Below are 22913 nucleotides of genomic sequence, written 5' to 3'. Positions count from 1 at the left end.
TCCGAAGGCAGCGTAACCATGTCAAGAAGATCATCGGTAAGCCGTATGCGGGAAAACCGCACGTACGGAATTGAAAGGGGGATGGGGAACCGGGCCTTCACGGCACCGCGCCCCTGACTACCAATGGAAGTGGAGCAGCCGCCCGGGATCGGTTCGCAGCTGCGTGCCTGGCGGCGGCGCCGCAGGCTCAGCCAGCTCGACCTGTCCAACGTGGCGGACGTCAGCGCGCGGCACCTGTCGTACGTCGAGACGGGGCGCGCGCGGCCGAGCCGGTCGATGGTGCTCCACCTGTCGCAGGCCCTGGACATCCCTTTGCGCGAGCGCAACACCCTGCTGCTGGCCGCGGGCTACGCGCCGGCCTACCGGGAGAGCAGCCTCGACGACGCCTACCTGGCCTCGGTCCGGTCCGCGATCGACGCCATGCTGACGGCGCACGAGCCGTACCCCGCGGTCGTGGTCGACCGGCTCTGGGATGTGCTGGCGGGCAACCGCGCCATGTCCGTCCTCATGGAGGGCGTGCCCGAGCACCTGCTGGAGCCGCGGCCGAACGTCTTCCGGCTGACCCTGCACCCAGACGGGCTGGCCTCCCGGCTGGCGAACCTGGGCGAGGTCCGTACGCTCACCCTGCGGCGGCTGCTCCGCCAGGTCGACGCCACCGGTGACGAGACGCTCCGCGCGCTCTACGAGGAGGTGTCCCGCTATCCGGTGACGGCGGAGCCGGAAGGCGCGGAACATCCGCCGAGCCCGATCCAGGTGCCGCTGAGGATCCGCAGCCCGTTCGGCGAGTTGTCGATGTTCAGCACCATGGCCACGTTCGGCGCGCCGGCCGATGTGACGCTGTCGGAGCTGGCCATCGAGCTGTTCTATCCCCTCGACGAGTTCACGGCCAGAACGCTCCGCCTGCTCGCCGAGCCTGCGGCGGGCCCGGCTACCGGTTGACCAGGCCGCGTACCTCCGCCAGCCGGTCCACCTCGGCCCGCCAGTCGTCGCCGGCGACGCCGACGATCGCGTGCCGCGCCCCGGCCTCCCGGTAGGCGGCCAGCCTCTCGGCGGCCTCTTCCGGGTGGCCGGCAAGCGGGAGGTCGATGACCTCCCCGATCGGGCGGCCGTACGCGGAGCTGATGCCCGACGCGATCTCCTCGCGGGACGGCCCGCTGGTCAGGGCACCGGTGGCGCCGATGGCGATCACCGGGGCCGGCCTGCCGTGCTCCGCGGCCAGGGCGGCGAGGCGCTCGGCGCCCTCGGCGACCTGGCGTGGGGAGATCAGGGAGGGAAACCAGCCGTCACCCAGGCGGGCGGCCCGCCGGATGGCCACCCCGGACGCGTTGCCGACCCAGATCGGGGGTGTCGCCGCGGGCGGCGCCAGCTCGACGGGCGGGTTGCCGGGCTGGTCGCGGAGTTCGGTCTTCTGGCCGGACAGCAGGTGGGGGAGGAGTTCCAGTGCCGTGTCGGTACGGGGACCGCGCTCGGCGTACGGGACCCCGGCGGCGGCCCACTGGCCGGGCCCGCCGCCCGAACCGACCCCCAGCACCAGGCGGTCACCGGAGACGTGCTGGAGGGTCGCGATCTGCTTGGCGGCCCAGGCGATGGGACGGAGGGCGGGGACGAGGACGCTGGTGCCGATCCGGACGCGGGTGGTGACGGCGGCCGCGGTGGCCAGGGCGATCGGGGCGTCCAGGGTCGGCCCGCCGTTGGCGAGGTGGTCGCCGTGCCAGACGCCGTCCAGGCCGGCGGCCTCGGCGTGCCGGGCCGCCTCCCGCAGGTCGATGCCGTCCCGCCGCTGCACCGCCACGCTGGGAAGGATGACGCCGATCTCGAAGGTGTTCATCGCCCAAGCGTGCAACCTGAAGCCTGGTTGAGGTCAACCGGGCGCGCGGGCGCTGTGGCGGAGGAAGCCGATCCCCTGGAGGACGATCAGCAGAGCCGAGTTGGCGATCAGCGCCCACCACAGCCCGGCCAGCCCTCACGTCGCGGCCGCCGGCACGGCGGCCATCGTGAGCATCCCGTAGCCGGTCGCCACCGAGCCCAGGCTCCACGACGACCGTTTGAGCCCTGCCAGCCCGAACGCCATGACGGCCTGCGAGCCGTCCACCGCCGCCATGACGACCATGAGCCAGGCCAGCCCCAGCACGGTGGTCCTGACGCCGTCGTCCGAGGTGAACACCGTGACGAGCGGATAGCGGAAGGCGAGCAGGAGACCTCCGCCCGCGGCCACCCCGGTGACGGCCAGCGCGAGGGCCGCCCCGGTGACGCTTCTGACCTCGCGCGCCCCTTGAGCGCGGGCGACCTCGGGAACGGACGCCTGCGCCACCGACAGGGACACGAACATCAGCGGGCCCATCAGGGCGTAGAGGACGGCGTGCGCGGCGGCCTCCCGCGTGCCCGTGCGGACCGCCGCGTACGTGACGACTCCGAGCACCGCGAACTTGATCAGCAGCGTTCCCGACAGGGGAATGCCCACCCGCGCCAGCTTCATGATCTCCGCGGGCCGCGGCCGTCCCGTGCCCACTCTGCCGCCGAGCAGCCGGCGCAGGCGCAGGTTGGACACCGCGAGGGCGGTGGCGCCCGCGACGATCATCGAGCACCCCAGCCCCGGCAGGCCGATCCGGGGGACGAGGATGACGACCAGCACGATCGACACGGCGGCGCCGGCGAGGCTGGCCCAGATCACCTGGCGGCTGTGGCCGAGCGCGATCAGCGCCGCGTTGGCGCCGCCGCCCAGGCCGTACAGCAGCACGTGCACGACCAGCAGGTAGGGGAAGATCCCGAGCTCCGCCAGCACCTCCGGCGGCGCGCCGCCGAGCGAGGCGACGATGGGGACGCAGGCCACGGCTGCGGCGGCGAGCGTGGCGACGCTGAGTGCCGGCCACCGCGCGTCCCGCAGGACGGGGATCGCGCCAGGCGGGTGCTCGCGGTGGGGAGCGACGAACGGCGCCATGCCGCGCAGCGCACCGGTGATCGCGGTGAAGGCGGGGTTGAGCACGGCCGCCGTCACCGCGTACGCGGCCAGCGCGGCGGTCGCGCGCCGCCCGAGCACCGCCGTGGTGACCAGGCCGGCCACCTGGTTGACGGTCATGGACAGGAAGAGCGGGGCCGCCGCCGCGGCGATGGCCCGGTGCTGGAGGAGGGGCATGAAAACAAGATCCCGGGACGCGGAACGGCCCGGGAGAACGTCGCCATTCTACCAGGGGACGCCTGCCCCGCCGGCGCGGATCACGCTCCTCATCCGGCTGCCCGGCGGCGTGCGCGACGAGTGGCCGCGAGGCCGCCCACCGGCATGCTGTCGCTACCGGCGACCTGTGGGGCCCTCGTTACGCGCGGGCGTGTCTCGCTCTTTGGCCCAGAGGGCGATCTGGGTTCGGGAGTTGAAGCCGAGCTTGTTCAGGATGTGCTCGACATGTCCCTCGGCGGTGCGCTGGGCAATCACCAGGGCAGCTGCGATCTCCTTGTTGCTCATCCCCTGCGCGACCAGGCGCGCTATCTCTGCCTCCCTGCGCGTCAGCGGTGACCATGACGCTTCCTCGCCGGGCGGCTCGTTCGCATGGTCGGACTCACCCAAGGCGAAAAAGATCTTCTCGTCGTAGGACAGCCCGGCACCTCGCTTGACGGCCGCTTCGAATGCCGGCTTGCCGAGAGCCTCACGGACACACGACTCGCATTCTTCGTGTCGGCGAAGGAACTGTCTGTACTTGAACGGCACTATATGCACCGTACGCTCGAGGCTCCGCACGATTCCCAGCAGCGTGGCCGCTCGCCGGTGCCGACCCTGATCGGCCGCGATCCAGGCCAGCACCGCGATGTTGAACCTGCTGCCGAGCACGTCGTCGATCGAGTGCTGGAACCGCAGGCTCTCCCGCTCCAGCGCGGTCGCGCGCTCCGCGTCGCCCTGGAGCCAAAGCGGAACGCCGAGCACTGTCATCGCGTACGCCCTGACCCATCTGTCGCCGTGCGCCTCGCATATGGCCACGCACTCCTCGCCGGCGGCGACTGCGGCGGAGATGTCGCCCAGCAGGGCGCGTGCCAGGCAGAGCCGGACCAGCGCCCGAGTCAGGCCCATCGGTTCGCCGGTGGTGCGGTGACGGGCAACCGCCTCCTCGTAATGGGCGACCGCCGACTCACCGTCCCCGCGGTACATGGCGATCGTTCCGCAGTAGAGCGCGGCGTAGGCCAGCACCGCCTCCAGCCCGAGCCGCTCGCCGACTTCCCGGGCCTGCAGGACCATCGACTCGGCGGTGACGAGGTCGGCCTGAGTGTTGGCCAGCCAGGCGTTGACCACCAGGGCCCGGCCTCGAAGCTCGCTCGGCTCGGTGACCGCGGCCAGCCCCTGGTCCAGGCGGTCGCGTCCTTCGCGCAGGTAGTCGCCGGTCTTCCAGTGCTGGACGAGGTCCGTGGCCATGCTCAGGCCGGTTTCTGCCTCCTCCGGCGCGGCGAAGCAGTAATCCAGGGCCTGACGGAGGTTGGCGTGCTCGATCCGCAGCCTGGCGAACCATTCCAGCTGATCCGGGCCGAAGGCCTCGGCGCGCGCCTGTGCCGCCAGGTCGCGGTAGTGGTCGCGGTGCCTGCGCCGCAGTGTGGCCTCCTGGCCGGAGGCGAGCAGTTGCTCGCGGCCGTACTCCCGGATCGTCTCCAGCATCCGGTAGCGCATCCCCGTCGGGCTCTCCTCCCTGACCAGCACCGACTTGTCGACCAGCCCGGTCACCAGGTCGAGGATCTGTTCGCGGGCGATGCCGTCGCCGGAGCACACCGCCTCGGCCGCTTCCAGATCCAGTCCGCCGGTGAACACCGACGCGCGGGCCCAGAGCAGTTGCTCCGGCTCGGTGCACAGGCCGTGGCTCCAGTCGACCAGCGCACGCAACGTCCTCTGCCGGGGCAGCGTCGCCCGCGGCCCGGTGGTGAGCAGCTGGAAGCGGTTCTCCAGCCGGGCCATCAGTTGTTCGGGCGACAGCGCCCTCAGCCGTACGGCCGCCAGCTCGATGGCAAGGGGAAGGCCGTCCAGCCGGCGGCAGATCCCCTCCACCATGGTCCTGTTGTGCTCGGTGACCTCGAAGCCGGGCAGCACAGCCGCGGCCCGCTCGGCGAACAGCTGCACCGCCTCCCCCCGAGTCCAGGCCTGCGACTGCGGATCTTCGGAATCCGGCAAGGACAACGTCGGCACGGCCAGCACGCGTTCGCCGGCGATGCCCAGCGCCTCCCTGCTGGTGGCCAGGATCCGAAGGCCCGGCGCGGACCGCACCAGCGTTGTGGCCAGCACCGCGCACTCCTCCAGCAGGTGCTCGCAGTTGTCCAGGACCACCAGCATCTGCAGGTCCCGCACGTGGTCGACGAGCACCTCCACCGGCGGCAGGGAGGAGCGGTTCTGCACATGCAGAGCGCTGAGCAGGGTCTGGGCGAGCAGCTTCGGATCCTCCAGCGTCGCGAGCTCAACCACCCACACACCGTCACGAAAGGCTCGTTGGAGCTCGGCGGCCACATGGATCGCGAGCCGGGTCTTGCCGACGCCGCCGACGCCGGTGAGGGTCACCACAGGTGCCGTGCTGAACATCCGTTTGGCTTCGGTCACCTCCAGCCGTCGTCCGACGAAACTGGTCACCTGAGCCGGCAGTCGGTCTGGCCTTCGCCGCCTGACACCTTCAGTCGCGCCTGTGTTCATGCGAGCCTCGCGCTGGCCTCGATCTCCAGCAGTCACCATGGCGGGACCGCTACACCCAAGCTACGGGGCCGTCCGACCTGGTGTTACATCGGGTAAGTACACCGCTGCACGGATGCTGAACACCCGCGCGCTTCCGGACACGATGACGGCCGTCGACCGCTTCCATGGCGATCTCCAGCACACCAGGCTGTACGCCATCGGTGCACGGAGCGGGTAAGGAGGGCGAGGATCCGCCGGGACCGTGTCGTACCGCCCTGATTACCGGGAGCTATAGGCGAAACCTATTGATCAGTTGATGAGTCGCACATTAACCTTCGTCGCAACGTCGATCTTCCCAAACTGGTAAAAGAGGCAGTCATGTCCGTGACCGCTGGTATCCGGAGGGCCCTGGCGATGGCGCTGGTCGTCGCCCTCGGGCTCACCATGGTGTCCCAGGCGGGCGCCGGTGCGGTGACCAAGCCCAAACGGCCGAACATCATCTTCTTCCTCGTGGACGACATGTCAGCCGATCTGCTCCAGTACATGGACGCCGTCAGCGGCCTGGCCAAGCAGGGCACGACGTTCACCGACTACTACGTGTCCAACTCGCTCTGCTGCCCGTCGCGGGCCTCCACGTTCACCGGCCAGTTCCCGCACAACACCGGCGTGGAGACGAACAAGGGGTCCGACCGCGGCGGCTATCAGGCGTTCGAGAAGCACGAGAGTCGCACGTACGCCGTCTCGCTGGATCAGGCCGGCTACCGGACGGGCTACCTGGGCAAGTACATCAACGAGTACCCGGTGGGCCCCGACTACAAGGTGCCGGCCGGGTGGGACGAATGGCACGTGGCCGCGGGCGGCGGCTACAACGAGTTCAGGTACGAGCTCACCCGCTACATCAAGGAGGAGACGGCGGGCCCGAAGCCGCTCGACCCCTCCGGCGGCAAATACCTCGTGGACGTGCTCGGGCAGCGGGCGGCCGACTTCATCGTGCGTTCCCGCGAGCACGCTCCAGGCGAGCCGTTCTTCCTCCAGGTCTCGCCGTTCTCGCCGCATTCCAGGGTCGGCTCCAAGCCGGGCGACAAGGAACCCCGCTTCCCGCCGGCGCGTCGTGACCGGCCGAAGACCAAGTGGCCCGCGGGGCAGTTTCCGCACGGCGACTGCGGCGGGCCTGACTGCAACGGCATCGACGTGACCGCGCTGCCCGCCTTCGACGAGGACACCGCCGACAAGCCGTCCTGGGTGCGGCGCGGGAAGATCGGCCCGAAGCTCGTCAAGGAGCTGCGTACGGACTTCCGCGATCGGATCCGCATGGTGCAGTCGGTCGACGACATGGTGGAGCGCGTCATGTCCACCCTGACGGACGAGGAGAAGCGCAACACGTATGTCATCTTCACCAGTGACAACGGCTTCCACCTCGGCCAGCACCGCCTGGTGCGCGGCAAGTCCACCGCCTACGACCATGACGTGCGGGTGCCGCTGCTGGTCAGGCGGCCGGCGGCCGGGCGGCACGGTGACCTCGTGACCGGCGCCATCGCCCAGAACGTGGACCTGTTCGCGACCTTCCTCGACCTGGCGGGTGCCGACCCGGAGGTGCGCGACAGCCGCGACGGCCGCAGCCTGCTGCCCCTCATCCAGGGCCACAAGGTCAAGGGCTGGCGTGACGCGGCGCTGATCGAGCACGTCAAACCGGACCCGAAGGCGCCCGGCGAGCCGGACCCCGACGCCGACAGCCTCAAGGCCGGCAACTCCCAGCCCCCCACCTACACGGCCGTGCGCACCGCGGGCGATCTGTACGTGGAGTACGAGGGCGAGCCGAAGCCCGAGTACTACAACACCGTCACCGACCCCCACCAGGAGAGCAACGACCCGGACAACGCCAGGACTGCCCAGCTTGGCAAGGCCCTCGACGGCCTGGAGGGCTGCGGCAAGCCCGGTTCGGTTGACTGCTGGACGGCCGCTCATCTGAGCTGAAGGGATCTCTCAGCAGTTCATGTATTTCCCGCTCGAGAACTCCCGCATGTCCTGCCCTTCCACGGTCCAGCGCCTGCGGACCAAGCCGGTCAGATCCTTGCCGTACACGTGGATCTCGACGGTCTCGGTGTCGGTCAGGTTGTGCATCGAATGGATGTCGTCGTCGGGAATCAGGACGGAGACGGCGCCGCGGTCGTGCCGGTGGTGTTCGACGGGACGTACGGTGTCGTCGCCGTTCAGCTCGTAGCGCCGTTCCTCGATCCGGTTGGAGATCAGCCCGATGGCTCCCCACGTCTCATGGGTATGAGGAGGAGCGATCTCTCCCGGAGCCCATACGATCGAACTGATCGTGAACGTGGGTGAACGGTGCAGAATGTAACGGCCACGTCCTCCGTGCAGCGCCGACCTCACGGTGAATTCGGCGGGGATGGGGCTCGGCCGGGTGACGAGCTCCGCCAGCAGTTCGCCCACCGTGGTGGCCAGGGCGTCTTCAGGCAGCCGCTCCTTCGCGGTGGTGAGCTCCCGCAGATCATGGATGAACTGGTGCAGAGGCTCCATCGTGTCCTCGTTTCGCGATGTGGTGTTCCGTTGTCGGGCAAGTCCGGTGACGGTCACTTGCGATGACCGGTAAGAGGGGTCGGCATTGCCGCCGTCATGCGGTTGAGCGCTTTTCGCAGGATGCGAGGTGAGGTGGCGAAGTTCAGCCGCGCCCACGAGGTGTAGGGAGTTCCGAAGTCCTGTCCCGCGTGGAGAGCGACATGGGCGGAACGCAACAGGAACTCGTGCGCCGAACTCGCGCCGGCCGGCAACTGGGCGAAGTGCAGCCAGGCGAAGTAGGTGCCTTCGGGCATGTGCGCGCGGACGCTCGGATGGTGCGAGACCCACTGGAAGACCTGCCGGCGGTTGGCCTCGAGCGTCTCCAGCACGTCGCCCAGCCATGCGTCCCCTCCGCTCCAGGCAGCCACCGTCGCTGCCGCGGCGAGTCCTGACACCCGGCCCAGAGTCCTGTCGGGAAACACCTCGAGGAACCGCTGACGCAGAGGTTCGGATCCGAAGTGCATGAGAGCGCATCGGAGACCGCCGATGTTGAAGGCCTTGGTCGCTGACTGCAGGGTTACGGTGGGGGCTTCTGCAACCGTCGCGAACACCGTGTGGCGATGCGGGGCATACACCAGGTCGGCGTGCACCTCATCGGACACCACGACGATCCCGTGTTCGACCGCGATGCCGGACACCCGGCGAAGCTCGGCGTCGGTGAAGACCCGGCCCGTCGGATTGTGAGGATTGCAGAGCAGCATGAGGGTGACGTCGGGGCGGGCGGCCTGCTGTTCGAGCAGATCGAAGTCGATGACGAACCCGTCAGCCTCCTCCGCCAGCGGCACATCGACGACTTTCCGGCCGCTCACCTCGATGCTTCGCATGAAGGGGGGATAGATGGGGCTGAAAATGACAACCCCGTCTCCTGGTTCGCTGAAGGCCATCACCGAGGTCGTCAGGCCCTGCACCAGGTCCGCGAGCACCGCCACCCGGTCGGCGCCGGCCTCCCAGCCGAAGCGATCGCGCATACGAGCCGCGAACGCCTGCGCGACCCCGCGGTGCTCGGCATCAAGCGGGTAGGTGAACTGTCCTGATTGCGCTGCCTCCAGCACGGCGGATCTGACGGCCTCCGCGGGCCGGAAATCCATGTCGGCCAGCCACATCGGCAGCACGTCCGGAGCATAGGCGTGCCACTTCTTGCTGATCTGGGCGCGGAGCTGGATCTCTGGGAGGGCCAGTTCCTCAGCCATGGCCGTCCCCCCATCTGGGAAATCTGCCTGTCACGTTCACGATGAGTGCCTTCCGGCTGACGACTCGGTGGTGGACAGGAGCTCCTCACCGAGGCGTTCCTCCCAATCGAGGTAGCGCACCATGTCCTCGCGGTTGCGCTCGAGCATCTTGGGCCGCCGGGCGACGAGTTCCGCGTCCTCCTTGGCCTCGGCCAGGGACACGTCAGCACCGTCGAGCCCTTCTTCGACCGGGTTGCCGGACGCGATCCATCGGTTGACGCCCCCGTCCAGGACGACGACGTCGTGATAGCCCATGCTCAGCAGCGTCCTGGCCGCGAGCGTGGAACGGAGCTCTCGATCGGAGGCGACGGCCAGGGGCGTGCCGGGAGACACGTACGTCTCGATGCGGCGTTCCAGATCGCCCCGGGGAACCCACACGGAGCCGGGAATGTGGCTCAGGGCGTACTCGCTGCTCCGTCTCACGTCCACCAGCACTCTGCTGCCGGTCAGCAGATCAGCCTGCAGCCGATCCGCAGCGATCGTGCGTATGTCCGGTCCGGGAAGGGAGAGGTCATCGAGGTAGGCATGGGGACTGCCGGCGATGACCGCGCCTCCGCCGCGGGACCACTCCTTGAGGCCGCCGGTGAGCCACGCGACTCGGCGGTATCCGATACGCGACAGCAGTCCTGCCCCGATCCTGGCGCGTGTTTCGTCATTCGAGTAACACACGAGGAGGGCGTCACGGACGCCGATGTGTTCATCCACCGCGTTGGCGAGCTGGCCTGCCGGGCAGGAAAGAGCGTCGGGGACATGGCCCGCGATGTATTCGTCGACCAGGCGTACGTCGATCAGGTAGCGGACGTCGTCGCGCTCTTCGACCTCCGATGCCTCGATGGGGAAGGCCTGGGTGCCGTCGACGAAGTCTTCCGCGAACGCCGCTGCCCGTGCCGGACCGTCCTCGGTGATCGCGGACGCGGTCCAGGGCCTTGCCTCGACGGAGAGTTCACGACCTGACATCACCCAGGCCATCGTTCCGTTGCGCAGCGCGAACACATTGCTGAAGCCGGCCTGCTTCAGCAGGTAGGCGCCGACGATGCTCCGGGTTCGTCCAGCGCAATGGACGACGATGGGGTGGTCCTTTCCCAGCCCGTCGATGCCGGCCTGGTAAAGCGTGGGGACGAGTTCACCGCCTGGAACGTGGAACGCTCCGGGAATGTGGCCCTTGGCGTACTCACTGGCCGTACGGGCGTCGAAGATGAACGTCTCCGTGCGGTCGGCGAGAGCGGCGATCCCATCGGGATCGAGCTGCTCCACCTGGTCGGTGATCGAAAGCTTCTCGCCGAACGTCTTGCCTATGACATTGACACCGTAGACCGGCGCGTTTCCCTCCTTGGACCAGCGGTTCAACCCGCCCTCCAGGACTCTGACGTCTTCATATCCCAGGTCCCGGCAGGTCCGCGCCGCCAGGCCACTTCGATGGCCATCGTTCGAATAGAGGATCAGCGGAACATTCTTCCAGGGAACCAGCTGTCGCAGGCAGATCTCGATGAGGCCACGAGGGAGGGGGCAACTGCCCGGTATCTGGCCGAGCGCATATTCGCCTCGTTCGCGTACGTCCAACAGCGCATGAGCTTTTCCCGCGTCACGCCACCGCTTGATCTCGTCGTACGTGATGAAGGCCGGGCGATCTTCAGAGGTCATGAGGCACCTGTCTTTCACAAGGGAGGAGTTCGAAGGTCATTGTGGGCGTACGCGCCAGAGGGGTTGTACGCCTCTGCAAGGTTGCCCAGGAGGGGAGAGGGCTGCGCGGCGTTCATCTCCCCAGCCCTTCCAACGACGGGCGACGACGATGCCAGTCGGTTGTTCTCTGCAGTGCCCTGGCGATCCTGAGGACGTCCCAATCCCGGCCCGGTGCCGCTGCGATCTGGAGTCCCACCGGCAGGCCGTCGCTCGCCGTTCCGCAGGGAACGGAGATCGCCGGCTGGCCGGTGACGTTGAAGCAGTAGGTGTTCGCCAGCAACGCGGCCTGCATGTCGGCTGCCTGGGCGAGGCCGCACGCTTCAATGCGGGGAGCGGTGATGGGGACCGTCGGACCGATGACGGCGTCGAACCGGCTCTGGCTCCCCAGCATCTTCGCCGCGAGTTCGCTGCGATCGTCCTTGGCCGCGCGGTATCGCCGGACGGACACCGTGAGCCCGGCCTCCAGGCGTGCCCTGACATCGTCCCCATAGTCCTCGCCACGGTCGTGCAGCCAGCGACGATGAACCTGAGCTGCTTCGAACTGAACGATGGTGCCCGTGCTGAGCCGGGCGTCCTCTTCGTGGGGAAGCTCGAAGGGTTCCACCGTCGCGCCCAGCGCTTCGACAGCGTCGAGCGCGCGACGGAAGGCATCGCTGACAGCCGGGGAGGACCGGGACACATGTGACATCACGACGCCCAGGTGTGCTCCGCGCAACGACAGTCGCCAAGGGTCGTCGTGCTCAAGCTCGCCGTGCAGGATCAGACTTCGGAAGACGCGGGCGCAGCCGGCGGCCGTGCGGCTGATCACACCGACGGTGTCGCAGGCGGGACTGAGCGGAAAAACCCCGGCGGCGGGTATCCGGCCCAGGGTCGGCTTGAAGCCTGTGACGCCGGTGAGGGCCGCGGGAACGCGTACGGATCCTCCGGTGTCGGTGCCGAGTGACGCGCCGCAGGAACCGATGGCCACGGACACGGCGCTTCCGCCACTGGATCCGCCACTGATATGGCGGCGGTCCCAGGGATTGCGGGTGGTCTGGGCCTTGTGATTGACGTTGGTGGCGCCGTAGGCGAATTCGTGCATGTTGGTCTTGCCGATGTGCACCGCTCCGGACAGCTCCACGCGGCGCCAGCATTCGGCGTTGTCGGTGGCTTGCTCGTTCAGCCACGACGATCCGGCCGTGGTCCGCAGTCCGGCGACGTCGATGTTGTCCTTGACGCTCACACCGATGCCTGCCAGCGGCCTGAACACGCCTCTTCCGAACTCGTCCGTGACGAGTCGGGAGACGTTGAGCACACGGTCCTCGCTCAGTGACACGAAGGCGCCCAGTGCCGCTTCCCAGCGGTTGATCGCCTCCAGGTAGCCGGCGGCCACCTCACGGGGAGAGATCTCTTTCCTGTAGAGGGCGGTCCTGGTCTCTTCCAGTGTCAGATCGGACGGTGACGTCGACATCTACGTCACCTCGTCGAGAACGGCGGCCGCGATCCCTCGCGGGCTACCACCATTGATCGGCATGATGTCCATGGGACACACGGACAGGAATGCGACGAGATCTCTGTCCGCCCGCAGATCGACATAGGAGCCGGCCGGCGCGGGGGATTCCCGGAACGTTATGTGCCCATCGGGGGCGACGGGAGAGTTCTGAAAGAGGTTGAGCGGGTCAGGCAGCAGCACACCGGGTGTATGTCCTGCCGCGTGCAGAGCCGACCTGAGATTGTCGGCGCAGTTGCGGTGCCCCGGAGCGTTGAGCTGCTGGTAACGCCATCGGTCGCATGGGGGCATGGTCATGTCGTGGATGCCGGGCGACGTGTCGGCGACCATCGTGATCAGCGGAACCCGTCGACAGGTGACGAAGGCACTTCCCACCACTGGCCGGATCGTGCGCAGAGCCGCACGTGAGTGGCTCATGCAAACGTGCTCGGTCCAGTCGTCCGCGGCGAAGAACCACGCGTCGACGACCTGCCCGCCGAGCGAGTTGGTCACACGCAGGGTTTCTCCCGCGGCCACGTGAAGAGTCCCGATCTCGGCCGCTTCGACCTGCTGGCTCTGCCTGCTCATGGCGACGTCCGGGGTGCTGCGGTCAGATCGACGTCGCTCCATTCGGTGGCGACGAATGCCACGCGATCACCGGAGTGCACGACGGGGTCACGTCGGATGCCGATCACCAGCACCGGCGAAGGCATGCTGATCGTTGCCACGATGTCACCGAAGGCGTTGCGGACCTCGCCGAGAGGTTGTCCCGCCGCGGCTACCTCACCGGGCGCGACGAGCGCGTGGAAGAAACCGCCGTCAGTGGTGGTGACGTGTGTACGTCGAGTAGCCCGGCATACGGAGGTCGGCCATTCGAACGGGTTCCCCTTCGCGGTGCCGATTGCCGTGGCGAGGCGGACGAGACCCGCGACGGCCCTGTCCACGGCCTCGCGGTCGAGCCGGCCTCCTGCGCCTGCCTCCAGCATGAAAGCCCGCTTGCCCAGCTCCATCATCTGATAGTCCAGCGCTCCGGCTATGTGACCGGGCAGTTCGCCTGGACCCGAGACGTCCATACGGCAGGCGACCCGTGGATCGAGCAAGGAGATCATGGACAGAAGGTCGTGCTCGTGGGCTTCTCGCGGATGCAACTTGTAGACGGCGTAGTTGCAGGCATCGAGGAAGGGGCCCATGGTGTGGATGTTGACCACAACGTCGGCCAGCGGTGCGAACTCCTCGTAAAGGCGATGGGCGAGCCGCTGCGTGCCGAGGAAGTCGGCCCTTCCGGGGAAGCTCTGATCGAGATCTACGCCGTCGAAGGGGGAATGCTTGCGCCGGTAGTCGAAGGCCAGGGGGTTGGCGACGGGCGTCACAATGACGTTGCCGTAGAGGGGAAGCGACGAGATGGCACGGAAGAACTCCGTTGCGACGATCGCCGCCTGCGACTCGTCACCGTGGACGGCCGCATTGACCCACAGGCAAGGGCCACTGCCTTTTCCGCGGGCAATCATGTAGGGAATGCCGATCGTATTGCCGCTGGCCAATCGGCCGGCCTCGACCAGGCCCCGGCCGGTGTCGCCGACGATCGTACGGCTCAGGTGGTCAGTTACCGTCGTCGTCATGACGTCTCCTGTCGGATTCATGTCCGGGGGCGGGGGCGTCAGGCCTGCCTCCGAGAAAGACGTTCTTCATCTCCGGATCACCGAGGACCTCCTCGGCCGGCCCGTGCCGATGGATACGGCCGTCGACCATGACGACGGCGACGTCCGAGGCCGCGAGACCTTCGATCACGTTCTGCTCCACCATGACGACGGACACGCCGTGGGCGGCGATCTCCTTCAGTTCGTCGAAGATCTGGCACCGCGCCTTGGGGGAGAGCCCGAGCGATGGTTCGTCGATGAGCAGCACTCTGGGGCGCGCCATCATCGCCATGGCGATCTCCAGGAGCTGCTGTTGCCCGCCGCTGAGGTTTCCGGCCGGACGCGTCCGCTGGGCGGCAAGGGCGGGGAACTGGTCCAGCGATTCGGCGACCGCGACCGCACGACTGCCGCGTGGCAGCGTGTAAACCCCCAGCTGCAGATTTTCCTGCACGGTCATGCGCGGGAAGTTGCAGCGTCCCTGAGGGACCAGGCTGATGCCGGCCTGCATGCGGCTCCAGGCGGGCAACGTGGTGATGTCACGATCGCCGATGCGGATGGACCCCTTGCACCACTTGGTCAACCCGTAGATGCCTTTGAGCAGGGACGACTTTCCTGCCCCGTTGGGGCCCACGATCGTCGTGAGGCATCCACTGGCGAACCCGTAGGTCAGATCGTTGACGATGGGCACGCCCGACAGATATCCGGCGGAAAACGCCGAGACGCTCAGATGCCGATCAGCCGGCATGACCGTCCCCCTTTCTTCCGAGGAAGGCTTCGTACACGGCCGGGTCGTCCCAGATGACCGAGGGCGGTCCCGCGGCGAGCTTCCTGCCCGCGTCCAGCACCACGACTTCGGAGCAGCAGGAGGTGATGAACTCGACGTTGTGCTCGATGATGAGAAACGTCTGGCCCTCGTTGTTGGCCTGCAGAACGGCATCGTGGATCAGGTCGATGATCCGGGGATTCACCCCCGCCAACGGTTCGTCGAGCAGGGCGATCCGTGGCTGGGTCACGAGTGCCGCAGCCAGGGCGAGCAGCTTCTTCTGGCCGTAGGACAGAATGCCGGCGGGCGCTGAACGAAGCCGCTCGAGCCCGAACTTGACCAGCCAGGACGTCGCTCGACTCATGTCCGACGAACGCCTACGAGAGCTTCCTGAACGTCCTGTCCTGTTCAGTCCGCGCAGCGAAAGACTCAGATGATCGTCCAAGGTGAGCTGGTCGTACAGTTTCACGGTCTGGAACGTTCGCACCAGGCCGGCCCTGGCGATGACGTGGGGCGCCTTGCCGAAGATGGACTCCCCATCCAGCAGGATCCGTCCGCGGTCGGGTTGCACGAAGCCGGTCACGCAGTCGAGAGCCGTCGACTTACCCGATCCGTTCGGGCCGATGAGGCCGAGTACGCTACCCGTGCTGAGGGTGAAATCGACATCCGACAGTGCCGCAACGCCCATGAACGACTTTCCCAGGCCGGTGACCTGCAGGGCTGGAGGGGCCGTACCCCCGGGGGCGGTCATCACGAGCGGCCACCTTTCATGGCGCGCAGATGTCTGTTCATCGCCCGTGCTCGGAGGAATCCTCCGACACCTTGCGGAACGAAAAGCAGTCCGAGAACCAGCAGTGCGCCGTAAACGATGAGGCGGGCCTCGTCCGCCATGCGCAGCACCTCAGGAAGCACGGCGAAGAGCACGGCACTGTAAGCGACCGGCCAGAAGGTTCCCGCACCTCCGAGGATCACGATGATGAGCATCACCTGCATGAGGTAGAAGTCGAAGATGGACGGGTCGATGGTGGTCAGCCGGAAGGCGTGGAGCGCTCCTGCCAGCCCGGTGACGAACGCGCAGAAGGTGAAGACGGCGAGCTTGTACGTGTTCGTCGCGTAGCCCTGCGCCTTGGCCAGCGGCTCGTTGTCGCGGATGGCGATCATCACGCTGCCCGCGGCCGATTTCACCAGGCGTTGCATGGCCCACAACGCGAGCACGGTGAAGCCGGCCAGCAGGTAGTAGTAGCTTCTCGGCGTGTCCGCCGCCAGCTCGACGGAGCCCAGCGACAATGACGGGGCGGGCAGCCCGAACATGCCTTGCCTTCCGCCGGTCACGCTGGTCCACTCCGCGGCGACGATCGCACAGAGCAAGGTGAAGCTCAGCGTGATGATGGCGAACGCGCCCTCCGACAAGCGCACGGTGACGGCTCCGACAGCCGCGGCGACCAGGGCGGCCACTCCACCGCCGGCGAGAAAGGCCGCGGGTTGCCACAGGTCGGTGTGGGTCACCAGCCAGCTGGTGGCATATCCTCCGATGCCGACGAAGGCGACCTGGGCGAAGGAGAGCATTCCCACGTAGCCGTACAGCAGGTTGAAGGCCGTTCCCAGCACCATGAACGTCAGCGCGAGGTTGGCGACGTCGATGAAGTAGTCGTCGGTCACCACGGCAGGTGCCAGCGCGATGGCGGCGATTGTGGGAAGCAGCGGATCGAGGTGCCGGCCTCCCAGCCATCTGGTCAGATGAGACGAGGGCTTGCCCGACATCGCGTCACCTGTTTCAGCTGGATCATGCACTTTCAGGTCCGCCGTCATACTCGTACCTCTGTCGAGAACAGGCCCTGCGGCCTCACCAACATAATTGCGATCATGAACAGGAAGACACTGACACTTTGGGTCATGGCGGATCCGTAACCTCCGGCGAAGCTCTCGAGCATGCCGACGAGATAGGAGACGATCACTGCACCGGGCACGCTGCCCAGGCCGCCGATGACGACGATGGCGAACACCTTGAAGACGATCGTGATCCCCATTTGCGGGCTCACCGTGAAGACCGGCGTCAACGTCGCACCGGCGATGCCGGCCAGGCCGACACCGAGAGCCATCGCCAGCCGGCCGATCCGCTCCGGAGAGATTCCCACGACCAGCGCCGCCGTGGGGTTCTGGGAGACGCCGCGCATGGCCCGGCCCACCTGCGTCCGGCTGAGCAGCAGGTAGAGCACCCCGAGCGTGACGACCGCCACGACGACGATGAAGGCGCGTCCGATCGGGATGATCACGTCTCCCAGCACGAGGTGACCTTGCGGCCTGCTGTCCTCGGGCAACTGCCGTGGCCCTGCGCCCCAGAGCATGATCGCCCCGTTCTGGATGATCATGGCCAGGCCCAGGGTCAGCAGCATGGTCCTGGAGAATGCTCCGTCGGCAGGAAGGCGGCGGAGCAGACCTTCCTGCATGACGATTCCTATGAGCGCCATGGTCGCCGCGGTGAGCAGGATGCCCACCCAATAGCCGGTGAGCGGGATGAAGAAGTAGGCGGCGAACGCCCCCAGCATGTACAACGCCCCATGGGCGAAGTTCACAACATTGAGAACACCGAAGATGACGGCCAAGCCTGCGGCGAGCAGCGCATAGCTGGACCCCAGCACCACGCCATTGGCGATCAGTTCCCAGGTGTACGTCGCGTCCACGCGATGACCTCCAGTCGTCAGTCTGCCGACGGGGACGGATCAGGTGACGACATCCGACACGATGACGGTCTTGCCATTTCTGATCTGCATGATGAATGCCTTGTCGTGGGCCTGGTGGTTGGCATCGAACTTCAGCGTGCCTCCGGTAAGAGAGGCGAGGTCGGTGCTCACCAGTGCTTTCTGAATGGCCTTCGGTTCGGCGCTCTTCGCTCGGCGAATGGCATCCGCGATCACCATGACGGCGCTGTAGCCCTCGAATGATTCATAGGTGGGCGGGGTTTTGTAGGCGCTCTCATAGGCTTTGGCGAACTTCGCGTTCGCCGGCGTCCGGATCAGAGAACTGTAGGGGTAGACGCTGGACGATCCGGCGAACTGCCCGTCCTTGAGGATTTCGAGGTTCTGGCCCTCGAGTTCGACGCGGCCCGTCACCGGCAGCCCCAGTTTGGCGCTGGCGGCCTGGCGCAGGTACGAAAGATGATCGGCGCCTGTGATGTACAGGGCGACCGACTGAGTGCCGTTGTTGCGATATTTGCTGATCTGCGGTGAGAAGTCAGAGGTCCCCTGGGCCACGAAGTCGACCGCCGTCACCTTGATGCCCTTGTCGGCGAGCGCCTTTTCCAGGGCTGCGGCGCCTGTCCGGCCGTACGTGCTGTCCTCGGCAAGGATGGCCACCTCGCGCGCATCGCCTGCTGTTTGCAGGTATGTGGACAGGGCGACGGCGAGCGTCGCGTCAGAGGGATTGATCCGGAACGTGAAGTCGTTGCCTCCCTTGCCGGCTCCCGTGGTGATGTCGGGCGACGTGGACGTCGAGACCACCAGTGGCACCTGATATCGCTTGGCCAGCGGCATCGCGGCAAGGGTGACCCCGCTGCACAGAGCGCCGATCACTGCGGACACCTGCTGCTGGGTGATGAGTTTGGTGACGGATCCAACGCCATCGGTCGGGTTGCAGGCATTGTCCTGGGCGGCGAGTGCGAGTTTTCGGCTCCCCAGGAGACCACCGTCTTTGTTGACCTGATCGATGGCCAGCTGTACGCCGTTGCGTTCGTTTTCTCCAAGCGCGGCGGCTGATCCTGACAGGGGGGTTGAGAGGCCGATCTTGATGGGGTCGGAGCCTGTGCTCGGATCGTCGGCCGAGTTTGCACAACCCACGGCCGTGAGAGTGAGAGCAACGGCTGCTACGAGTGTTTTGCTACGCATCTTCTGTGCCTCTTAGCTGATCAGACGCTGAGCGCGACGCGTCCGTTTCATGACCTGGCTGGGTGATGCCCGGTCTGGCGTGAAGTAGCCGACTCAAGGGTTGATGCTCGAACATCTACCTACAGTCGACTGCATGTAGCTACAATCGACTGCATGTACGCTGCCTGTCAAGTGCTTCATTTGGATGATTTCCTGCGACTCCACACCTTCACATGGGGAGGCAACAGTCGATGAACGAGCCGTCAGGCCGTGGATCGAAGCCGCCGACGCACAAGCTGATCGCGGAGGTGGCCGGAGTGCATCCTTCGACGGTGTCGAGGATTCTCCGACGGGCACCTGGACCCCGCAGGGCGGATTTCGCAGAGACCGAAGAGCGGGTGCGGGAGGTCGCCAAACGTCTCGGCTATCGCCCCGACCTCACGGCGGCGAGCCTTCGAACCAGACGCAGCATGGTTCTGGGGGTCCTGCTGCCGAAGCTGCACGACGTCGTGCTCGCCACGATTCTCAGCGGTATCGACACCGCGGCCTTCGGCCTCGGCTACCAGACCATCGTCACCAACACCCTGGGCGCGCCGGAACGGCGCCGGGAGCGGGTCGAGATGCTTCTCAGCCGCAGGGTCGACGGCCTGGTGATCGGCGACCCCACCCTCGATGAGAAGATCTACGAAGAGTTGTCCCGATCCAGGACCCTGCATGTCCTGGTCAACCACCGTGCCGAAGGGCACGTCTCGGTGACCGGAAACGACGTGCTGGGAGGACGGTTGGTGGGCGAGCACCTCCTGCAAGCAGGTCATCGCGAGATCGGCATCATCGCCGGGCCGCGTTACCCCACTGCTCTCGATCGGGTCCGAGGATGCGTGGAGGTGTACGAGCGAGCCGGCATCGCCGTCGGCCGAGCGCAGATCGTCCACACGGATTTCGACCCCCAGGGGGGACGGCGAGCTGCGCAGGAGCTGCTCACGTTGCCGCGCCGCCCAACGGCGATCTTCGCGGTCAATGACTCCGCGGCCATAGGGGCGATGGGGGCACTCAGGGACAACGGGCTGGTCGTGGGGCGCGACATGGCACTGGTCGGCTACAACGACATCGCGATCGCGCAGGATCTTCCGATCCCGTTGTCGAGCGTCCACACGCCCTTGCGGGAGATGGGGGAGACAGCGGCACGAGCACTGATCGACATGCTCGAGGGGCGGACGAGTGGGTCGGTCGCACTTCAGCCCCGGTTGGTGGTGCGTGATTCGAGCTCCTCGGTCGCACCTGTCACGGCCCCTGTGACGGCGCCGCGGACCCGCGGCGAGCCAGGCGCGAACGATGGCTGGGCCGCCGCCCCGCTGAAATGAGATGAGTTTCGCCGGCTCCGGAGGTCTCTACAGGCATGCGAAAAGTCATCTACTGCATGATGGTGTCGCTCGACGGCTACGTTGAGGCGCCCGGCGGCGACATCGGCTGGACCGCCCCCGACGACGAGGTGCACGCGTTCTGCAACGACATGGCGCGCGGCATGGGGGGCGCCCTCTACGGCAGGCGCATGTACGAGAACATGTCCGCCTTCTGGCCCACGGCCGACCGGCGTCCGGACGCCCCGCCGGTCGTCACGGACTTCGCGCGGGTCTGGCGGGCCATGCCGAAACACGTCTTCTCCAGGACGCTCACCGAGGTGGGCTGGAACAGCACGCTCATGACCGGCGATCTCGAGGAGGAGGTCACGAGGCTGAAGCGGCAGGACGGCGGCGACCTGGAGGTGGGCGGGGCGACACTGGCGCACAGCCTGGTGCGGCTCGGCCTGGTCGACGAGTTCCAGCTGCTCATGCACCCGGTCGTGCTGGGCCAGGGCCGGCGGTTCTTCCCGGAACTCGCCGCCTCGGTCAGAACCCGCCTGGTCGAGAGCAGGGTGTTCGACTCCGGCGTCGTCTACCTCCGCCACCAGGTGATGTGACCCTTGCAGGCCGGCCTCCGATCCCTTGGGAAGGTGCATCCTTTGCCGTGAGTTTTGCTCGGCGCATAGACGCCGATGGGAATAAGTGATTAGATCACTTGATATGTCCGAGGTAACGCGGCCCACGCTTTCCGACGCTCTCACCGAGCGCATGCTGGAGCTCATCCGCAAGGGCGGGCACCGGCCAGGCGACAGGCTGCCCTCGACCAGGGAGCTCTCCCAGCGTTTCGCCGTCACCACCCCGACGTTGCGCGAGGCGCTGCGCAGGCTCGAGGCCACCGGCGCCATCGAGCTGCGGCACGGCTCCGGCATCTACGTCGGTGCCGCCATCGAGCGGCTGGTCCTGCCCAACCCCAACATGCGTGAGGTGCACGCCGCCCAGCTCGTCGAGCTGCTCGGGGCGCGGATCGTCATCGAGCCGCCGCTGGCCGCGATGGCCGCGCAACACGCGGAGGGCGAGGAGCTGGCCGCGCTCAAGGGCGTGCTCGACAGGGCGGGCAAGCACCTGCGCGGCGACGACGCCGAGCTGCACGAGGCGAACATGTCCTTCCACCGGGCGACCGCGCGGATGGCGGGCAACAGCGTGCTCCACGAGGTCGTCGATTCGCTGCTCCTCGTCCATGGGCCGGAGCAGCGGGAGATCCTGCAGATCTTCGACGACCGGCGGCGTGACTACGACGAGCACCTGGCGATCCTGGAGGCCATCGAGGCGCGCGACGCGGCTCAGGCCGAGGACCGCATGCGGGCCCATCTGGTCGAGGTCAGGACGGTCATAGAGCACAGGTTGCACCCCCCGGGTTGAACCCCCCGGTTGAACCCCCGATGGAAACAAGGAGGCCGGCCCATGTTCCGGTCACGTGTGGTCACGCTCGGCGTGGCGGCGCTCGTCCTGACCGCCTGCGGTGGCAACGGCGCCGACGCGCCGCAGGAGAAGAAGACCGAGCTGACGCTGTACAACGACAAGGGCGCCTGGACGAAGTACTTCGACGAGATGAGTGCTCTGTCCAAGCAGAGCGTCGGCCTGAGCATCAAGCCGACGGGATACACCGACTCGGCCCAGTACCAGGCGTTCATCAAGGCGTCGTTCCGCACCGACGTCAAGCCTGACCTGTTCACCTGGCAGACCGGGGGAATGCTGGAGCAGATCGTCAAGCAGAAGCAGGTGGCCGACACCTCGGCCATCTGGCAGGAGGCGATCAAGAACGGCGACCTGTCGAAAGACCTCATGCCCTACTACACGATCGGCGGCAAGCAGTACTGCGTGCCGATGAACGTCGCCTACTGGGGCATGTTCTACAACAAGAAGATCTTCGACAAGCACGGCCTGAAGCCCCCGGAGACCTGGGACGACCTCATCAAGACCGCCGACACGCTGAAGCAGAACGGCGTGAAGGCCTTCTACCACACCAGCGTGCTGTTCTCGTTCGTCTGGTTCGAGCAGCTCCTGGCCGGCACCGACCCCGACCTGTACGACCGCCTGTCCACCGGCGAGGCGAAGTACACCGACCCGGGCGTCGTCCAGGTCATGGAGAAGTGGAAGCAGCTGATCGACGCCGGCTACTTCATCAACCCGGGCGACAAGACCGACCCCGCCGACGTGCTGAAGAACGGCAAGGCCGCGATGGTGTCGCTCGGCACCTGGTTCAACACCAGCATGACCCAGCGCGACCTCAAGGCCGGCGAGGACTACGACTTCTTCGTCATTCCCAACGTCAACCCCGCACTGCCCAAGACCTCGATGATCTTCGAGAGCGGCCCGCTGTGCTCGCTCACGAAGGCGGCCGACCCCGACGCCAGCACGAAGTACCTCAAGTGGTGGACGACCGCCGAGGCCCAGGAGAAGTGGGCGACGAGCCGTGGTGACGTGAGCGCCAACCCGAAGGTGAAGATCGAGGACAAGGCGCTCGGCGCCGTCACCAAGGACGCGGGCGGCGGGAAATACCGCCTGGTCAACCGCTACTTCGAGGCCACGCCGCCGCCCGTGCTGACGGCCGCGCTCGACGGGTTCAGCAAGTTCGTCACCCAGCCTGGCTCGTACAAGGAGGTCCTGGAGACCATCCAGCAGGCCGCCGACGAGTACTGGAGCACGCACCAGTGAGCGAGGGAGCATCCGGGCGAC

20 protein-coding genes are annotated in these 22913 nt (G+C 67.1%); 6 read left to right on the top strand and 14 right to left on the bottom strand.

Annotated elements, in window-relative coordinates; all coding sequences use genetic code 11:
• The first annotated feature begins 123 nt into the window (after positions 1 to 123).
• On the top strand, positions 124 to 939 hold the full coding sequence (locus tag ABGB01_RS14705) for a helix-turn-helix transcriptional regulator (RefSeq protein ID WP_347773826.1): 816 nt from the start codon (positions 124 to 126) through the stop codon (positions 937 to 939).
• Here the strand turns inward: ABGB01_RS14705 and ABGB01_RS14700 are convergent.
• From ABGB01_RS14700 to ABGB01_RS14690, 3 genes are all read right to left on the bottom strand, one after another.
• Positions 929 to 1828: an LLM class flavin-dependent oxidoreductase gene (locus ABGB01_RS14700; protein ID WP_347773825.1), complete on the bottom strand. Its 900-nt coding sequence runs from the start codon at positions 1826 to 1828 to the stop codon at positions 929 to 931. The genes ABGB01_RS14705 and ABGB01_RS14700 overlap by 11 nt on opposite strands.
• Positions 1829 to 1963: 135 nt before the next feature.
• Positions 1964 to 3133, bottom strand: a complete 1170-nt coding sequence (locus ABGB01_RS14695; RefSeq protein WP_347773824.1) for a matE family protein — start codon at positions 3131 to 3133, stop codon at positions 1964 to 1966.
• Between the two features lie 153 nt (positions 3134 to 3286).
• On the bottom strand, positions 3287 to 5590 hold the full coding sequence (locus ABGB01_RS14690; RefSeq protein WP_347773823.1) for a LuxR C-terminal-related transcriptional regulator: 2304 nt from the start codon (positions 5588 to 5590) through the stop codon (positions 3287 to 3289).
• 417 nt (positions 5591 to 6007) lie between these two features.
• Here ABGB01_RS14690 and ABGB01_RS14685 point away from each other — a divergent pair, with 417 nt between their 5' ends.
• Positions 6008 to 7603, top strand: coding sequence for a sulfatase (locus tag ABGB01_RS14685; protein ID WP_347773822.1), 1596 nt, complete (start codon positions 6008 to 6010; stop codon positions 7601 to 7603).
• A gap of 9 nt (positions 7604 to 7612) precedes the next feature.
• Here ABGB01_RS14685 and ABGB01_RS14680 read toward each other — a convergent pair whose 3' ends face one another.
• The 11 genes from ABGB01_RS14680 to ABGB01_RS14630 form a co-directional block, all read right to left on the bottom strand.
• The gene (locus ABGB01_RS14680) at positions 7613 to 8161 is read right to left on the bottom strand and encodes a cysteine dioxygenase family protein (RefSeq protein WP_347773821.1); all 549 of its coding nucleotides are present in this window, start codon (positions 8159 to 8161) and stop codon (positions 7613 to 7615) included.
• Positions 8162 to 8214: 53 nt separating this feature from the next.
• On the bottom strand, positions 8215 to 9390 hold the full coding sequence (locus ABGB01_RS14675) for an aminotransferase class I/II-fold pyridoxal phosphate-dependent enzyme (protein ID WP_347773820.1): 1176 nt from the start codon (positions 9388 to 9390) through the stop codon (positions 8215 to 8217).
• A gap of 36 nt (positions 9391 to 9426) precedes the next feature.
• Positions 9427 to 11070 carry a rhodanese-like domain-containing protein gene (locus tag ABGB01_RS14670; RefSeq protein ID WP_347773819.1) on the bottom strand — a complete coding sequence of 548 codons (1644 nt, stop codon included), beginning with the start codon at positions 11068 to 11070 and terminating at the stop codon, positions 9427 to 9429.
• Positions 11071 to 11182: 112 nt separating this feature from the next.
• On the bottom strand, positions 11183 to 12559 hold the full coding sequence (locus ABGB01_RS14665) for an amidase (RefSeq protein WP_347773818.1): 1377 nt from the start codon (positions 12557 to 12559) through the stop codon (positions 11183 to 11185).
• Complete coding sequence (locus ABGB01_RS14660; protein ID WP_347773817.1) at positions 12560 to 13165, bottom strand: urea carboxylase-associated family protein; 606 nt, start codon at positions 13163 to 13165, stop codon at positions 12560 to 12562. It abuts the gene before it with no gap.
• Positions 13162 to 14196 carry a M14 family metallopeptidase gene (locus ABGB01_RS14655; RefSeq protein WP_347773816.1) on the bottom strand — a complete coding sequence of 345 codons (1035 nt, stop codon included), beginning with the start codon at positions 14194 to 14196 and terminating at the stop codon, positions 13162 to 13164. The genes ABGB01_RS14660 and ABGB01_RS14655 overlap by 4 nt, the downstream gene beginning before the upstream one ends.
• Positions 14177 to 14959: an ABC transporter ATP-binding protein gene (locus ABGB01_RS14650; protein ID WP_347773815.1), complete on the bottom strand. Its 783-nt coding sequence runs from the start codon at positions 14957 to 14959 to the stop codon at positions 14177 to 14179. Before ABGB01_RS14650 ends, ABGB01_RS14655 begins: the two co-directional genes overlap by 20 nt.
• Positions 14949 to 15728: an ATP-binding cassette domain-containing protein gene (locus tag ABGB01_RS14645; protein ID WP_347773836.1), complete on the bottom strand. Its 780-nt coding sequence runs from the start codon at positions 15726 to 15728 to the stop codon at positions 14949 to 14951. The genes ABGB01_RS14650 and ABGB01_RS14645 overlap by 11 nt, the downstream gene beginning before the upstream one ends.
• Positions 15728 to 16738 (bottom strand): branched-chain amino acid ABC transporter permease, encoded by a 1011-nt coding sequence (locus ABGB01_RS14640; RefSeq protein WP_347773814.1) that lies wholly within the window; start codon positions 16736 to 16738, stop codon positions 15728 to 15730. Before ABGB01_RS14640 ends, ABGB01_RS14645 begins: the two co-directional genes overlap by 1 nt.
• 44 nt (positions 16739 to 16782) lie before the next feature.
• On the bottom strand, positions 16783 to 17658 hold the full coding sequence (locus ABGB01_RS14635; protein WP_347773813.1) for a branched-chain amino acid ABC transporter permease: 876 nt from the start codon (positions 17656 to 17658) through the stop codon (positions 16783 to 16785).
• Between the two features lie 39 nt (positions 17659 to 17697).
• The gene (locus ABGB01_RS14630) at positions 17698 to 18858 is read right to left on the bottom strand and encodes an ABC transporter substrate-binding protein (RefSeq protein WP_347773812.1); all 1161 of its coding nucleotides are present in this window, start codon (positions 18856 to 18858) and stop codon (positions 17698 to 17700) included.
• 230 nt (positions 18859 to 19088) lie between these two features.
• Here ABGB01_RS14630 and ABGB01_RS14625 point away from each other — a divergent pair, with 230 nt between their 5' ends.
• From ABGB01_RS14625 to ABGB01_RS14610, 4 genes are all read left to right on the top strand, one after another.
• Complete coding sequence (locus ABGB01_RS14625) at positions 19089 to 20198, top strand: LacI family DNA-binding transcriptional regulator (RefSeq protein ID WP_347773811.1); 1110 nt, start codon at positions 19089 to 19091, stop codon at positions 20196 to 20198.
• A 35-nt stretch (positions 20199 to 20233) separates the two neighbouring features.
• Positions 20234 to 20794, top strand: coding sequence for a dihydrofolate reductase family protein (locus ABGB01_RS14620; protein WP_347773810.1), 561 nt, complete (start codon positions 20234 to 20236; stop codon positions 20792 to 20794).
• A 103-nt stretch (positions 20795 to 20897) separates the two neighbouring features.
• Complete coding sequence (locus tag ABGB01_RS14615) at positions 20898 to 21596, top strand: FadR/GntR family transcriptional regulator (RefSeq protein WP_347773809.1); 699 nt, start codon at positions 20898 to 20900, stop codon at positions 21594 to 21596.
• A gap of 42 nt (positions 21597 to 21638) precedes the next feature.
• Positions 21639 to 22892 (top strand): ABC transporter substrate-binding protein, encoded by a 1254-nt coding sequence (locus tag ABGB01_RS14610; RefSeq protein WP_347773808.1) that lies wholly within the window; start codon positions 21639 to 21641, stop codon positions 22890 to 22892.
• The last annotated feature ends 21 nt before the right edge of the window (positions 22893 to 22913 follow it).

The sequence above is a fragment of the Nonomuraea sp. B5E05 genome, from assembly GCF_039880665.1.
Lineage (GTDB): Bacteria > Actinomycetota > Actinomycetes > Streptosporangiales > Streptosporangiaceae > Nonomuraea.
The sequence above is the reverse complement of the archived record's forward strand: the minus strand, read 5'-3'. Positions and strand labels throughout refer to the sequence as shown.